Source organism: Kitasatospora sp. NPDC088742 (genome assembly GCF_055584905.1).
Genome location: NZ_JBVJLD010000004.1, coordinates 121,454 through 136,381, shown reverse-complemented (window position 1 = coordinate 136,381; position 14,928 = coordinate 121,454). Strand labels below are relative to the sequence as shown.

Here is a 14,928-nt window from a genome sequence, read left to right as displayed (position 1 = left end):
TTACCTTCTTTACCTTCTCTTGGGTTTTCTGTTAGTCTCGGTGGAACGGAGGGGAGTATTCCCCCGCAGTGTCCCCGTCATCACGGTCGCCGAAGTCGGTGGCCCGGGGCGCTGGTCCGTGGGCCAGGCGGAGCCGGCCGACGGGCGGAAGAGACCTCCGGCAGTGACGATGACTGTCTCTCGCCTACCTGCCGGAGGAGCAGCTAAGTGGACGTTTCCGTGGGTCTCTGGGTCGGGACGATCGGGGTGCTGGTCGCCCTGGTCGTGGCCGACTTCTTCATCGGTGGCCGAAAGCCGCACGAGGTCTCCATCAAGGAGGCCGGGATCTGGACCACCGTCTGGGTCGTGCTGGCGGTCCTGTTCGGCGCCTTCCTCTGGTGGTACGGCGGCTCGAAGCCGGCGGGCGAGTTCTTCGCCGGGTACATCACCGAGAAGTCGTTGAGCGTCGACAATCTCTTCGTCTTCATCCTGATCATGGGCAAGTTCGCGGTGCCCAGGATCTACCAGCAGCGCGTGCTGATGGTCGGCGTGATCATCGCGCTGGTGCTCCGGGCGGTCTTCATCGCCGGCGGCGCCGCCCTGGTCTCCGAGTTCTCCTGGGTCTTCTACATCTTCGGCGCCTTCCTCGTCTGGACCGCGTACAAGCTGGTCAAGGACGCCATGGGTCCCGACGAGGACGAGGAGTTCGAGGAGAACCGCCTGCTCAAGTCGATCGAGAAGCGCTTCCCCTCGACCGACAAGTACCACGGCACCAAGCTGACGATCCGTGAGAACGGCAAGCGGCTGATGACGCCGATGCTGATCGTGATGCTCGCGATCGGCACCACCGACGTCCTGTTCGCCCTGGACTCGATCCCGGCCATCTTCGGCCTGACCCAGGACCCGTACATCGTCTTCACCGCCAACGCCTTCGCCCTGATGGGCCTGCGCCAGCTGTACTTCCTGATCGGCGGGCTGCTCAAGAAGCTGGTCCACCTGAGCTACGGCCTCTCGGTGATCCTCGGCTTCATCGGCGTCAAGCTGGTGCTGCACGCCCTGCACGAGAGCGGCGTCCACGTCCCCGAGATCAGCATCCCGGTCTCCCTCGGCGTCATCTGCGGCGTCCTGGTGATCACCACCATCACCTCGCTGATGGCCTCCCGGAAGCAGGAGAACGCCGAGCGGGCGGAGTCCAAGGACGAGATCGACGCCTGACGCTCCACCACCCCATGAACGGCAGGGCCCCGGCCAACCCACCTCAGGCCGGGGCCCTGCTCCGTGTCCGCGGCCGACGGCCCTTAGGCTGCCCGGATGATCACTGCCTTCTCCGACGCCTTCCTGGACGCCGCCGAGTACCACGCGGCGTGGGGCGCCCAGCAGCTCGAACGGATCGGCGAGGCCGTCCCGGCCGGACCCTGGACGGCGGACCTCGACGAGTGCCGCTACGAGTCCGGCGGCCGGACCCTGAGGGTCGGGCTGCTGGGCAGCTACGACACGGACGGGCGGACCTGGCTGTGGGGCTGGGCCAACCCCGGGCTGCGGGGTGGCGCGGTGGTCGAGGCCAGTGCCCGGATCGCCGAGTTCGGCCGCCACCACGGCATCGCGGAGCTGGAGCACGAGGGCGTGGACCTGGGCGGTTTCGCCGATCCGCGCCTGGCCGCGGAGTCGCTGGCCTTCCTCGGCGCGGCGGTGCTCGGCGCGCCCGGCTACATCGGCCAGGAGGCCGGCCCCGGGACGCGGGTCTACTTCGTGCCGCAGGACCCGCAGCTCCGGCCGGCGGGATTCGACCCGGTCGCCATGCCGCGCCACCTGCTCACCGGCGCGCAGCTCTTCGCCCGCTCGCCGCGGCGGGTGGTCAACGGCTGGTTCGCCCTGCACGGGGTCCGGGCGAGGGAGGAGGCCGACCGGATCACCGCCCAGCTACCGGGCGGTGGCACGGCGGTGGTCACCTTCGACGCGCTCGGCCGGATCTCGGGCGTCGAGGCCGGACCGGTCTCCGCCTAGCCGGGTGGACGGTGGGCCGGGCCGCCCCGCGCGGGGCGGCCCGGCCGGGTGTCACCAGCCGCGGGTGCGCCACTCCGGGAGGTGGGGGCGTTCGGTGCCGAGGGTGGTGTCGCCGCCGTGGCCGGGGTAGATCCAGGTCTCGTCGGGGAGGACGTCGAAGAGCTTCTCGGTGACGTCGCGGTAGAGGGTGTCGAAGGCGGCCGGGTCGCCCCAGGTGTTGCCGACGCCGCCGGGGAAGAGGCAGTCGCCGGTGAAGACGTGGGGGTGGCCCTGGGGGTCGTCGTAGACGAGGACGATGGCGCCGGGGGTGTGGCCGGTGAGCTGGCGGACGGTCAGTTCGACCTGGCCCACGCGGAGGACGTCGCCGTCGTCGAGGGGGAGGGCGGTGGGGACGTCGATGGCCTTGGTGTCGATCCGGCCGGCCGCGGTGCGGGCGCCGGTGGCCTCGGCCACGGCGGCCAGGGCGCCCCAGTGGTCGTGGTGGCGGTGGGTGGTGACGACGGTGGCCAGCTGGGGGCCGACGGACTCCAGCAGGACCTCGGCGTCGGCCGCCGCGTCGATCAGCAACTGCTCGTCGGTGGCCCGGCAGCGCAGAAGGTAGGCGTTGTTGTCGTGGGGGCCGACCGCGACCTTGGTGATGATCAGGTGGGCCAGCTCCCGCACGTCCGGCGGGCCGCCGACCTTCACTGCTCCGTGGTACGTCATCCTGCTACCGCTCCTCGCTCCTCGGTCGCCAACTGATGCACCATCATGCGGTATCAGCTCATCGGCGGGACGGTGGGCAGCGGGGCGGAGGCGGACAACGTCGAACCGTCGCCGCGTCCGGAGAGCCAGGCGACCAGGTCGCGCAGCGGGCCCTCGACGGTGACCGGCGGCTCGCCGGCGCCGGCCACGGTGGCCGCCGCTCCGGTGTCGGTGGCGGTCAGCCGGAGGGCGGGCAGGCTGCCGGAGTTCTCGAACTGCCGTGCCAGGCGGGGCAGTTCGCCGGAGGCGAAGGTGAGCGGCCAGTCCGCCGGGGTGTAGCCGGCGGCGAGGTCGACCAGGTGGTACTCGACCTCCATCAGGCGCTTCCAGGGCAGCTCCTGGGCCGGGAAGAGGTAGCCGGAGCGGTGCTTGAGCGGGGTGCTCCAGTCCTGCTCGGCGAGCCGGGCGGCGGCCTCGGTGAAGCGCCGGTGGCTGGCCCGCAGGTCGTCCCACTGCTCGGCCAGCGGGCGCGGGGCGCCGGCCTCGATGTCCAGGTCCCGGGCCTCGGGGCTGGCGTACTGCGGGATGTCGCGGCCGGTGGAGGCGGTGTCCAGCAGGTTGACCAGTGAGTCGGCGTTGCGGGCGAGGTGGGTCAGGACGTGGCCCCTGGTCCAGTCCGGCAGGGCGGAGGGCTCCCGGACCTGCTCGGGGCCGAGTTCGGCGGCGACCCGGAGCAGGGTCGCGGTGGACGCCTCGACGGTCCTGAGGTCGGCGGCCGCGCGGGCGGCGGCGGCAGCGGCGTCGGCGTTGTCAGTGGTGTCGGTCATGGTGGTGTGAGGACTCCCGGTTCCGGTGGTCGCGGGCGTTGCCCGGAGGGGCTGCGCCTCGTTGACACGGTGGACGCTACCGGCGGCCACGGGCTTGAGCAGCGGGTTTTCCGCAGACTCGGATCCTGGGCCCGGCCCGGTCGTCACTCGTTCGGGTGGACCTGGCTGGACACGGTCGTTATTCGAACGCATGAGCTAGTAGGCTGACGGGCGCACACTGGAAGAATTCACCCGATTGCGCTTGTTGGTCCCCAGCAGTGGGCCACGCAGCCCTTCCCAGCCACCCTCCCTCGGAGAAAGGCGCCAGAAGCAGTGGCCGACCGCCTCATCGTCCGCGGTGCTCGCGAGCACAACCTCAAGAACGTCTCGCTCGACCTCCCGCGCGACTCACTCATCGTCTTCACCGGCCTCTCCGGCTCCGGCAAGTCCTCGCTGGCCTTCGACACGATCTTCGCGGAGGGCCAGCGCCGCTACGTCGAGTCGCTGTCCTCCTACGCCCGCCAGTTCCTGGGCCAGATGGACAAGCCCGACGTGGACTTCATCGAGGGCCTCTCCCCGGCCGTCTCGATCGACCAGAAGTCCACCAACCGGAATCCGCGCTCCACCGTCGGCACCATCACCGAGGTGTACGACTACCTCCGCCTGCTGTTCGCCCGGATCGGCAAGCCGCACTGCCCGCACTGCTCGCGCCCGATCGCCAAGCAGTCCCCGCAGGCCATCGTCGACCGGGTGCTGGAGCTGCCCGAGGGCACCCGCTTCCAGGTGCTCAGCCCGGTGGTCCGGGAGCGCAAGGGCGAGTTCGTCGACCTCTTCGCCGACCTGCAGTCCAAGGGCTACGCCCGCGCCCGGGTGGACGGCGCCACCGTCCAGCTCACCGAGCCGCCGACGCTCAAGAAGCAGGAGAAGCACACCATCGAGGTGGTCGTCGACCGCCTCACCGTGAAGTCCACCGCCAAGCGCCGGCTCACCGACTCGGTGGAGACGGCGCTGCGGCTCGGCGGCGGCATGGTGGTGCTCGACTTCGTCGACCTCGCGGAGGACGACCCGGAGCGCGAGCGGATGTACTCCGAGCACCTCTACTGCCCGTACGACGACGTGTCGTTCGAGGAGCTGGAGCCCCGCTCGTTCTCCTTCAACTCGCCGTTCGGCGCCTGCCCGGACTGCTCGGGCCTGGGCAGCCGGATGGAGGTCGACCCGGAGCTGGTCGTCCCGGACGACGAGAAGTCGCTCGACGAGGGCGCGATCCACCCGTGGTCCCAGGGCCACACCAAGGAGTACTTCTCCCGGCTCACCGACGCGCTGGCCGGCGAGCTCGGCTTCCGCACCGACCTGCCGTGGGCCGGGCTGCCGCAGCGGGCCAAGAAGGCGCTGCTGTACGGCCACAAGACCCAGGTCGAGGTCCGGTACAACAACCGCTACGGGCGCGAGCGTTCGTACACCGCGCCGTTCGAGGGCGCGATCCCGTTCGTGACGCGCCGTCACTCCGAGTCGGAGAGCGACAGCAGCCGCGAGCGCTTCGAGGGCTACATGCGCGAGGTGCCCTGCCCGTCCTGCCACGGCACCCGGCTCAAGCCGGTGATCCTGGCGGTCACCATCCTCGACAAGTCGATCGCGGACGTCTCCGGGATGTCGATCGCCGACTGCGCCGAGTTCCTCGGCGGCATGAAGCTCAACGCCCGGGACAAGCAGATCGCCGAGCGGGTGCTCAAGGAGGTCAACGAGCGGCTCCGCTTCCTGGTCGACGTCGGCCTGGACTACCTCTCGCTCAACCGCGCGGCCGGCACCCTCTCCGGCGGCGAGGCCCAGCGCATCCGGCTGGCCACCCAGATCGGCTCCGGCCTGGTCGGCGTGCTCTACGTGCTGGACGAGCCCTCCATCGGCCTCCACCAGCGGGACAACCACCGCCTGATCGAGACCCTGGTCCGCCTCCGCGACATCGGGAACACGCTGATCGTCGTCGAGCACGACGAGGACACCATCAAGACCGCCGACTGGGTGGTCGACATCGGCCCCGGCGCCGGTGAGCACGGCGGCAAGGTGGTGCACTCCGGCTCGATGAAGGAGCTGCTGGAGAACGAGGAGTCGATCACCGGGCAGTACCTGTCCGGCCGCCGCTCCATCCCGACCCCGGTGGTCCGCCGCCCGCGGGACAAGAAGCGCCAGCTGGTGGTGCACGGTGCCCGCGAGCACAACCTCCAGGACGTCACGGTCGGCTTCCCGCTCGGCACCTTCACCGCGATCACCGGCGTCTCCGGCTCCGGCAAGTCCACCCTGGTCAACGACATCCTCTACACCCACCTCGCCCGGGAGCTGAACGGGGCGCGCAGCGTCCCCGGCCGGCACACCCGGATCACCGGCACCGAGCTGGTGGACAAGGTGGTGCACGTCGACCAGTCGCCGATCGGCCGCACCCCGCGGTCCAACCCGGCCACCTACACCGGCGTCTTCGACAACGTCCGCAAGCTGTTCGCGGAGACCCAGGAGGCCAAGGTCCGGGGCTACCTCCAGGGCCGGTTCTCCTTCAACGTGAAGGGCGGCCGCTGCGAGCACTGCTCCGGCGACGGCACCATCAAGATCGAGATGAACTTCCTGCCCGACGTCTACGTGCCGTGCGAGGTCTGCCACGGCGCCCGGTACAACCGGGAGACGCTGGAGGTGCACTACAAGGGGAAGTCCATCGCCGAGGTGCTGGACATGCCGATCGAGGAGGCCATGCACTTCTTCGAGGCCGTCCCCTCGATCGCCCGCCACCTGCGCACGCTGAACGACGTCGGCCTCGGCTACGTCCGGCTCGGCCAGTCCGCGCCGACCCTCTCCGGCGGTGAGGCGCAGCGCGTCAAGCTCGCCTCCGAGCTGCAGAAGCGCTCCACCGGCCGCACGGTCTACGTGCTGGACGAGCCCACCACCGGCCTGCACTTCGAGGACATCAGCAAGCTGATCAAGGTCCTCGACGGTCTGGTGGAGAAGGGGAACACGGTCATCGTCATCGAGCACAACCTCGACGTCATCAAGACCGCCGACTGGCTGGTCGACATGGGCCCCGAGGGCGGATCCGGCGGCGGCATGGTGGTCGCCGAGGGCACCCCGGAGGAGGTGGCCGCCGTGACGGCCAGTCACACCGGCAAGTTCCTCCGGGACATCCTGCTCCCGGCCGCCCCAGTGCCGGCCCAGGCCACCAAGACGGCGAAGAAGGCCGCCGCTCCCCGGAAGCGGGTCGCGGCGAAGAAGTAGGCACAGCGGTACGAGAAGGGCCGCCCCACGGGGCGGCCCTTCCGTCGTCCCGGCATAGACTTCGGCGAGCTGATCCGAGCCGGGCCGGGCCGAGCCGATCCGAGCTGATCCGAGCCGGGCCGGGCCGAGCCGATCCGAGCTGATCCGAGCCGGGCCGAGCCCACTTCGCCGAGGGAGCTTCACCGATGACCGAGACCACGTCCGCCGGGCCCAGCCGCCGCACCCTGCTCTGCGGCGCGGTGCTCGCCGCCGGGGGAGCGGGCGCCGTGACGGCCTGCGGCTCCGCGGCCTCCTCGGAGCAGCCGGCCGCGGCGGCCGGGCCGGTGCAGGTCGGTGCGGTGGCCGACGTGCCGGTGGGCGGCGGGAAGGTCTACCGCGAGCAGAAGATCGTGGTCACGCAGCCGGTCGAGGGGCAGTACAAGGCCTTCAGCGCCAAGTGCACCCACGCGGGCTGCGTGGTGGACGAGGTCAAGGACGGCACCGTCAACTGCCCCTGCCACTACAGCAAGTTCGCGATCGCCGACGGCGCGGTCAAGGACGGTCCGGCGCCCAGCCCGCTCCCGCAGTACCAGGTCGCGGTCAAGGACGGGGCCTTCCAGGTCACCAAGTAGCCGGCGGCAGAGGGCGCGTGGGGGCCCGGCCGCGCCGGTGGAGGACGGCGTGACCGGGCCGCTCCGCTGTCCGTACCCCCGTACCGGGCAGCGGCGACAAGGGAGATCCTGCGGGGTCGGCGGGGGTACTGACCAGGGGTTTCGGGGGAGGCTTAAAGGTGCTGCGTATCCATCTGACGGCGGACGACCTGGCGCGCGTGCGGGTGGCGCCCACCATGGGCCCGTTGGCGGAGACCTTCCACGGGCTGGCGAAGCTCACCGGGGCCACCAGCTGTACCCAGTTCCGGCCCTGGCGGCGGCAGTTCGGCGGGCAGCTGGCCGAGGAGCTGCGGCCACTGGCCTCGCTGGTCAACGGGCCCGGGCCGCGGCTGGACCTCGGGGCGCTCACCGGCAGCGACCCCTCGGTGGAGGCCGGCATCGAGCGGCTGCTCGGCGCCCCGGACGAGCTGGTCCGGCTCGAACTCGGGCACGTCGCCACCCCGCAGGCCGACCAGCGGTGGGTCCGCGCCCTGCTGGAGGGCGACCTGAGTGCCCGTCAGCGGCTGGCCGACTCGCTGCGGGCCACCCACGACGCCACCGTCGGCCCGTACTGGGGCCGGATCCGCGCCCACCTGGACGCCGTCCGGGCCGACCTGGCCCGCACCCTGCTGGACGGCGGCGTGGAGCAGCTGCTCGACACCTTCTGCAGCCCCGTCATCCGCTGGCGCGCCCCCGTGCTGGAGGTCACCTACCCGAGGGACCTGGACATCCCCTTGGGCGGGCGCGGCCTGGTGCTGGCGCCGATGGTCTTCCTGGGGGACCCGCCGGTGCTGCTGACCGACACCATGGACCCGGACGCCGCCCACGTGCTCGCCTTCCCCACCGTGCGGGACCCGCTGACCGGAGCCGGGATCTTCAGCCCGGACCCGACGGCCCGGCACTCCCTCACCGCCCTGCTCGGCCGCACCCGGGCCGCCGCCCTGGACGTGGTGACGGACGGCTGCACCACCACCGAACTGGCCCGCCGCCTCAACGTCTCGGCGGCCTCGGCCAGCCAGCACGCGACGGTGCTGCGCAACGCCAACCTGATCACCACCCAGCGACGGGGCGGCGCGGTGCTGCACACGATCACGCCGCTGGGGACGGACCTGCTGAACCGGACGGGGGCGTGAGGCGCCCGGACGGCGTCAACCACGCGCACGGGTGGCCCAGCCGTCCAGGTGACAGGCCGTCAATCCTTTGATGAGGGCGGCTACAACCTGACCGGAGCCCCGGTGCTGTGATCGCCACCACACTGGGCGGGCCCATCTCCCCCCGCCTCCCAGTGGAGTTCACCGTGTCCGCAGTCGAACAGCAGAGCGCGCCGCCCACCGTGCAGCGGCTCAGAGCCAACTCGGTGGGTCTGGCGGGCGTGGTCTTCATGGCGCTGGCCACCGCGGCGCCGATCACCGCGATGACCGGCAACCTGCCGGTGGTGGTCGGTGGCGGGAACGGCGTGCACGCCCCCGCCGGCTTCGTCTTCGTGACGGTGGTGCTCACCGTCTTCACCGTCGGGTACGTGGCGATGGCCCGGCACATCACCACCGCCGGGGCGTTCTACGGCTTCGTCTCGCACGGGCTCGGCCGGATCGCCGGGATGGCCTCCGGGCTGCTCGCGGTGCTGGCCTACGTGGTCTTCGAGGCCTCCATCGTCGGGATCTTCGCCTACTTCGGGCAGCAGACCGTCGAGGCCCAGTTCGGCGTCGAACTCCCGTGGCAGGTCTATGCGCTGGCGATGCTGGCGGTCACCGCGCTGCTCTCCTACTTCGACCTGGAGGTGGCATCCAAGCTGCTCGGGCTGTTCCTGGTCGGCGAGGTGGTGATGCTGGTGCTGCTGGCCGCCTCGATCCTGCTGCACGGCGGCGGCCCGTCCGGGCTGCACCTCGGCACCCTCGACCCGACCGGTGCCTTCGCCGGGGTGAACGCGGGTGTCGGCCTGTTCTTCTGCTTCTGGTCCTGGATCGGCTTCGAGTCCACCGCGATGTACGGCGAGGAGTCCCGCGACCCGCGCCGGATCATCCCGCGCGCCACCCTGGTCGCGGTGCTGGCGCTCGGCGTGCTGTACACCTTCGTCACCTGGATGGTGCTGGCCGCCGACACCCCGGACGCGGCCGTCGGCCTGGCCACCAGCAGCAGCCCGCTGGACCTCTTCCTCGCTCCCGCCCGTACCTACCTGGGCGGTTGGGCCGTCACCGCGTTCCAGTGGCTGATGGTGACCAGCGCCTTCGCCTGCGGCATGGCCTTCCACCAGTGCGCCTCCCGCTACCTCTACGCGATCGGCCGCGAGGGCTTCCTGCACCCGGCGCTGGGCCGCACCCACCCCCGGCACGGCTCGCCGTACGTCGCCTCCTTCACCCAGACCGGGATCGCGCTGGCCGTGGTCGGCGGCTTCTGGATCGCCGGGCAGGACCCGTACGCCGGGCTGTACACCCTGATGGCCATCCTCGGCACGCTCGCCCTGCTGGTGGTGCAGACGCTCTGCTCCTTCGCGGTGATCGCCTACTTCCGCCGCAACCACCCCGAGAGCCGGCACTGGTTCCGCACCTTCACCGCCCCGCTGCTCGGCGGGCTCGGCATGCTGGCCGCCATCGGCCTGCTGGTGGCCAACCTGGACACCGCCGCCGGGGCCGCCTCGCAGACCCTGCTCTTCAAGCTGATCCCGTGGATCGTCGGCGCCGTCTTCCTCGGCGGCCTGGGCCTCGCGCTGTACATGCGGGCCCGGCACCCGGCCAAGTACGAGCTGATGGGCCGACTGGTGGTCGAGGACGCCCAGGAGCGCACCGAGGAAGAGCCCGTCACCGTCTGACCCCCCGTCCGACCCGCCGTCACCACCCGCCCGGGCCGCCCCCACGGCCGGGCCACCCCCTGCACCGGCCGATTCCCCATCAGGAGGGAACCCCCACATGGCCCGCACCCCCCACACCCGCCTGCTCCGCTCCGCCCTGGCCGACCAGGCCGCCGCCGACCGGCTGCGCCTGCCCGCCGACGAGTACGCCGGCTTCCGCGACGAGGCGCTGGCCGAGCCCGACGGCCCGTCCCGCCGTGCCCTGCTGGCCCGCGCCGCCGCGCTCGGGCTCGGCGTGGCCGGGGTCGCCGCCGCCCCGAAGGCCCGTGCCGCCACCGCCGACGCCAAGTACAAGGGCACCCCGCCCCGGATCGCCGTCGTCGGCGCCGGCATCTCCGGCCTGAACGCCGCCCTCACCCTGGCCGACAAGGGCATCGCGGCCACCGTCTACGAGGCCGAGACCGGCCGGGTCGGCGGCCGGATGTACTCCAAGAGCGACTGGGCCGGCGGCCAGGTCTCCGAGTACGGCGCCGAGTTGATCGACACCGGGCACCACACGATGCTCCGGCTCTGCCAGCGCTTCGGCCTGGCCACCACCTCGATCCGGCACTTCTCGGACGGCGAGCAGACCCTGCAGTTCCAGGGGAGCTACTACCCGAGGGAGACCGCCAACGCCGAGTTCAAGGGAATCTGGCAGACCATCAAGAACGACATCCAGGCCGGCGGCTCCGGGCCGACCTGGGCCGACTACAACCAGGCCGCCGTGGCCCTGGACCGGATGTCCGTACGGGACTGGATCGAGAGCCGGGTGCCCGGCGGCACCTCCAGCCGGCTCGGCGCGCTGCTGGACGTCGCCTACGCGGTCGAGTACGGCGCCGACACCACCGCCCAGTCCTCCTACGCCCTGCTGCTGATGCTCTCCTGGCAGGCCAACCCCGGCAGCTTCAACATCTGGGGCGGCAGCGACGAGCGCTACCACGTCACCGGCGGCAACGACCAGGTGCCGAAGGCGATCCGGGCCGCCCTCCCGGCCGGCACCGTGCAGCCCGGCCACACCCTGCTCGCCGTCACCCGCAACGCCGACGGCAGCCAGACCCTCACCTTCCGCCTCGACGGTGGCGGGACCAAGGCCGTCACCGCCGACCACACCGTCCTGGCGCTGCCGCTGCCGGTGCTCCAACAGCGCGTCGACCTCACCGGGGCCGGGCTGGACCCGATGATGCGGCGGGTGCTCACCGACATGACCATGGGCTTCTGCACCAAGCTCAACATGCAGACCGGCAGCCGCCCGTGGACCGGCACCGGGCCGTGGCCCGGGGTCTCCGGCGGCGAGTGCTTCAGCGACCAGCCCTTCCAGCAGGCGTGGGACGTGACGAAGGGTCAGCCCGGACCCGGCGGCATCCTGGTCCAGTACCACGGCGGCACCCCGGCCCGCTCGCTCACCCCCGGCGCCCCCTTCACCGACGCCACCAACGCCTACACCCGGGCCATGGCCACCGACCGCCTCACCCAGATCGACCGCCTCTGGCCCGGCACCAAGGCCGCCTGGACCGGCAGGGCCACCCTCTCCGCCTGGCACCTCAACCCCACCACCCTCGGCGCCTACTCCTGCTGGCCGGTCGGCTACCTGACCACCTGCGCCGGCTACGAGGGCACCGCCCAGGGCCGCCTGCACTTCGCCGGCGAGCACACCTCCTACGACTTCCAGGGCTACATGGAGGGCGGTGCCACCGAGGGCGCCCGCGCCGCCCAGGAGGTGTTGAGCTCGATCGGTGCCTAGTGCCGGGCCCGGCACTAGCTGACGGACAGTGCCCCGGGGTGTCGGTCCGGGTCGGTACGGTAGGGGACTATGGCAGACCCCTCCACGTACCGGCCCGCTCCCGGGGCCATTCCGACCTCGCCCGGTGTCTACAAGTTCCGTGACGGGCACGGCCGGGTCATCTACGTGGGGAAGGCCAAGAGCCTGCGGCCCCGGCTCTCCTCGTACTTCCAGGACGTGGCCAACCTGCACCCGCGCACCGCGACGATGGTCACCACGGCCGCCTCGGTGGAGTGGACGGTGGTGGCCACCGAGGTCGAGGCGCTGCAGCTGGAGTACTCCTGGATCAAGGAGTTCGACCCGCGGTTCAACGTCAAGTACCGGGACGACAAGAGCTATCCGGAGCTCGCGGTCACCATGAACGACGAGTACCCGCGGGTCCAGGTGATGCGCGGGGCGCACAAGAAGGGCGTGCGCTACTTCGGTCCGTACGGGCACGCCTGGGCGATCCGCGAGACGGTCGACCTGATGCTCCGGGTCTTCCCGGTGCGGACGTGTTCCAACGGGGTGTTCAAGCGGGCCCGGCAGATCGGCCGCCCCTGCCTGCTCGGCTACATCGGCAAGTGCGCGGCGCCCTGCGTCGGCAAGATCTCCGCCGAGGACCACGCCGAACTGGCCGAGGAGTTCTGCGACTTCATGGCCGGCCGGACGGGCAACCACCTGCGCCGGCTGGAGCAGGAGATGCAGCAGGCGGCCGCCGCGATGGAGTACGAGAAGGCCGCCCGGCTGCGCGACGACCTGGGCGCGCTCAGGCGCGCGATGGAGAAGAACGCGGTGGTGCTCGGCGACGGCACCGACGCCGACCTGCTGGCGCTGGCCGAGGACGAGCTGGAGGCGGCCGTCCAGATCTTCCACGTCCGCGGCGGCCGGGTCCGCGGCCAGCGCGGCTGGGTCACCGACAAGGTCGAGGACGTGGACACCGCCGGGCTGGTGGAGCACGCGCTCCAGCAGCTCTACGGCGGCGGCTCCGGGGCGGAGTCCGTCCCGCGCGAGGTGCTGGTGCCGGCCCTGCCGGAGCCGGCCGGCCCGGTGCAGGAGTGGCTGACCGGCCTGCGCGGCGCCCAGGTGGACCTGCGGGTGCCGCAGCGCGGGGACAAGAAGGACCTGATGGCCACCGTGCAGAAGAACGCCCAGCAGTCGCTGGTGCTGCACAAGACCAAGCGCGCCTCCGACCTGACGACCCGTAGCCGGGCGCTCCAGGAGATCTCCGAGGCGCTGGAGCTGGACTCGGTGCCGCTGCGGATCGAGTGCTTCGACATCTCCCACCTCCAGGGCCAGGACGTGGTCGCCTCGATGGTGGTCTTCGAGGACGGCCTGGTGCGCAAGGGCGAGTACCGGCGGTTCCAGATCAAGGGCTTCGAGGGGCAGGACGACGTCCGCTCGATGCACGAGGTGATCACCCGTCGGTTCCGCCGCTACCTCCAGGAGCGCGAGCAGACGGGGGAGTGGGCCGTCCCCGAGGAGGACGCCGAGGAGCCGAGCGGCCCGCGCACCGAGGACGGCCGCCCCAAGCGCTTCGCCTACCCGCCGCAGCTGGTGGTGGTCGACGGCGGGCAGCCCCAGGTGGCCGCCGCGCAGCGGGCGTTGGAGGAGCTGGGCATCGACGACGTGGCGGTCTGCGGGCTGGCCAAGCGCCTGGAGGAGGTCTGGCTGCCCGGCCAGGACGACCCGGTGGTGCTGCCGCGCTCCAGCGAGGGCCTCTACCTGCTCCAGCGGGTCCGCGACGAGGCGCACCGTTTCGCCATCGCGTACCAGCGCGGCAAGCGTGCCAAGCGGCTCACGGCGGGGGAGCTGGACTCCGTCCCCGGCCTCGGCGAGACTCGCCGCCAGGCGCTGCTCAAGCACTTCGGCTCGTTGAAGAAACTGCGGGCCGCCACCGTGGCGGAGATCTGCGAGGTGCCGGGCATCGGCCGGCACACGGCGGAGACTGTTGTCGCGGCATTGGCCGTCCGTACACCGGCCGCTCCGGCGGTGAACACCGCCACCGGCGAGATCATTGACGACAGCATGGACGACGACAGCAGCGAGTACGGAAGTACCGAGAGCGGGGACCAGAAGTGACTGCGGCAGACCACGGGGGAACCACCCAGAAGACGGGTGGCGGAGAGAACTCCCCGGAACTGGTGATCATCTCCGGCATGTCCGGAGCGGGGCGGAGCACCGCCGCCAAGTGCCTGGAGGACCTGGGCTGGTTCGTGGTGGACAACCTCCCCCCGGCCCTCATCCCGACCATGGTCGACCTCGGCGCGCGATCCCAGGGCGCGGTGCCCCGGATCGGCGTGGTGGTGGACGTCCGCGGGCGGAAGTTCTTCGACGACCTGCTCACCTCGCTGGAGGAGCTGGAGAAGCGCGGCGTCCGCCTCCGGGTGGTCTTCCTGGAGTCCTCCGAGGACGCCCTGGTGCGCCGCTTCGAGTCGGTCCGCCGCCCGCACCCGCTGCAGGCCGACGGGCGGATCGTGGACGGCATCGAGCGCGAGCGCGACCTGCTGCGCGAGCTGCGCGGCGAGGCCGACCTGGTGATCGACACCTCCGACCTGAACGTCCATCAGCTCCGGGCCAAGCTGGACGCCCAGTTCGCCGACCACGACGAGCCCGAGCTGCGCGCCACCGTGATGTCCTTCGGCTTCAAGTACGGCCTGCCGGTCGACGCCGACCTGGTGGTGGACTGCCGCTTCCTGCCGAACCCGCACTGGGTCCCCGAGCTGCGGGCCCGCACCGGCACCGACCCGGACGTGGCCGACTACGTCTTCCAGCAGCCGGGGTCGAACGAGTTCCTGAACGGCTACGCCGAGCTCCTCAAGATCGTCACGGAGGGCTACCGCCGGGAGGGCAAGCGGTACATGACCCTTGCCGTAGGCTGCACCGGTGGGAAGCATCGCAGCGTCGCGATGTCCGAGCGTCTGACGAAGCGTCTGATCGCGGACGGCGTCGAGACGGTGCTGGTCCACCGCGACATGGGCAGGGAGTGAC

General features: G+C 71.5%; 11 protein-coding genes. 9 read left to right on the top strand and 2 right to left on the bottom strand.

The window, feature by feature from the left end; translation table 11 throughout:
* The first annotated feature begins 207 nt into the window (after positions 1-207).
* Both ACZ6ZR_RS06205 and ACZ6ZR_RS06200 read left to right on the top strand, forming a co-directional pair.
* Positions 208-1,194 (top strand): TerC family protein, encoded by a 987-nt coding sequence (locus ACZ6ZR_RS06205; RefSeq protein WP_465639846.1) that lies wholly within the window; start codon positions 208-210, stop codon positions 1,192-1,194.
* A gap of 96 nt (positions 1,195-1,290) precedes the next feature.
* Positions 1,291-1,983, top strand: coding sequence for a DUF6882 domain-containing protein (locus tag ACZ6ZR_RS06200; protein WP_465639844.1), 693 nt, complete (start codon positions 1,291-1,293; stop codon positions 1,981-1,983).
* Between the two features lie 51 nt (positions 1,984-2,034).
* Here ACZ6ZR_RS06200 and ACZ6ZR_RS06195 read toward each other — a convergent pair whose 3' ends face one another.
* Positions 2,035-2,688, bottom strand: coding sequence for an MBL fold metallo-hydrolase (locus tag ACZ6ZR_RS06195; RefSeq protein ID WP_465639842.1), 654 nt, complete (start codon positions 2,686-2,688; stop codon positions 2,035-2,037).
* Positions 2,689-2,741: 53 nt separating this feature from the next.
* Positions 2,742-3,494: a maleylpyruvate isomerase family mycothiol-dependent enzyme gene (locus tag ACZ6ZR_RS06190; protein WP_465639840.1), complete on the bottom strand. Its 753-nt coding sequence runs from the start codon at positions 3,492-3,494 to the stop codon at positions 2,742-2,744.
* A 312-nt stretch (positions 3,495-3,806) separates the two neighbouring features.
* Here ACZ6ZR_RS06190 and uvrA point away from each other — a divergent pair, with 312 nt between their 5' ends.
* The 7 genes from uvrA to rapZ all read left to right on the top strand — a co-directional run bounded on the left by uvrA (position 3,807) and on the right by rapZ (position 14,927).
* Positions 3,807-6,725 (top strand): excinuclease ABC subunit UvrA, encoded by a 2,919-nt coding sequence (uvrA, locus tag ACZ6ZR_RS06185; protein WP_465639838.1) that lies wholly within the window; start codon positions 3,807-3,809, stop codon positions 6,723-6,725.
* A gap of 185 nt (positions 6,726-6,910) precedes the next feature.
* Positions 6,911-7,336, top strand: coding sequence for a Rieske (2Fe-2S) protein (locus ACZ6ZR_RS06180; protein ID WP_465639836.1), 426 nt, complete (start codon positions 6,911-6,913; stop codon positions 7,334-7,336).
* A gap of 158 nt (positions 7,337-7,494) precedes the next feature.
* Positions 7,495-8,487 carry an ArsR/SmtB family transcription factor gene (locus ACZ6ZR_RS06175; protein WP_465639834.1) on the top strand — a complete coding sequence of 331 codons (993 nt, stop codon included), beginning with the start codon at positions 7,495-7,497 and terminating at the stop codon, positions 8,485-8,487.
* A 248-nt stretch (positions 8,488-8,735) separates the two neighbouring features.
* The gene (locus ACZ6ZR_RS06170; RefSeq protein ID WP_465640071.1) at positions 8,736-10,160 is read left to right on the top strand and encodes an APC family permease; all 1,425 of its coding nucleotides are present in this window, start codon (positions 8,736-8,738) and stop codon (positions 10,158-10,160) included.
* 97 nt (positions 10,161-10,257) lie between these two features.
* Positions 10,258-11,919, top strand: coding sequence for a flavin monoamine oxidase family protein (locus ACZ6ZR_RS06165; protein WP_465639832.1), 1,662 nt, complete (start codon positions 10,258-10,260; stop codon positions 11,917-11,919).
* Positions 11,920-11,988: 69 nt separating this feature from the next.
* Positions 11,989-14,019, top strand: a complete 2,031-nt coding sequence (gene uvrC, locus ACZ6ZR_RS06160; RefSeq protein WP_465639830.1) for an excinuclease ABC subunit UvrC — start codon at positions 11,989-11,991, stop codon at positions 14,017-14,019.
* 77 nt (positions 14,020-14,096) lie between these two features.
* Positions 14,097-14,927, top strand: a complete 831-nt coding sequence (rapZ, locus tag ACZ6ZR_RS06155; RefSeq protein ID WP_452171359.1) for an RNase adapter RapZ — start codon at positions 14,097-14,099, stop codon at positions 14,925-14,927.
* The last annotated feature ends 1 nt before the right edge of the window (position 14,928 follow it).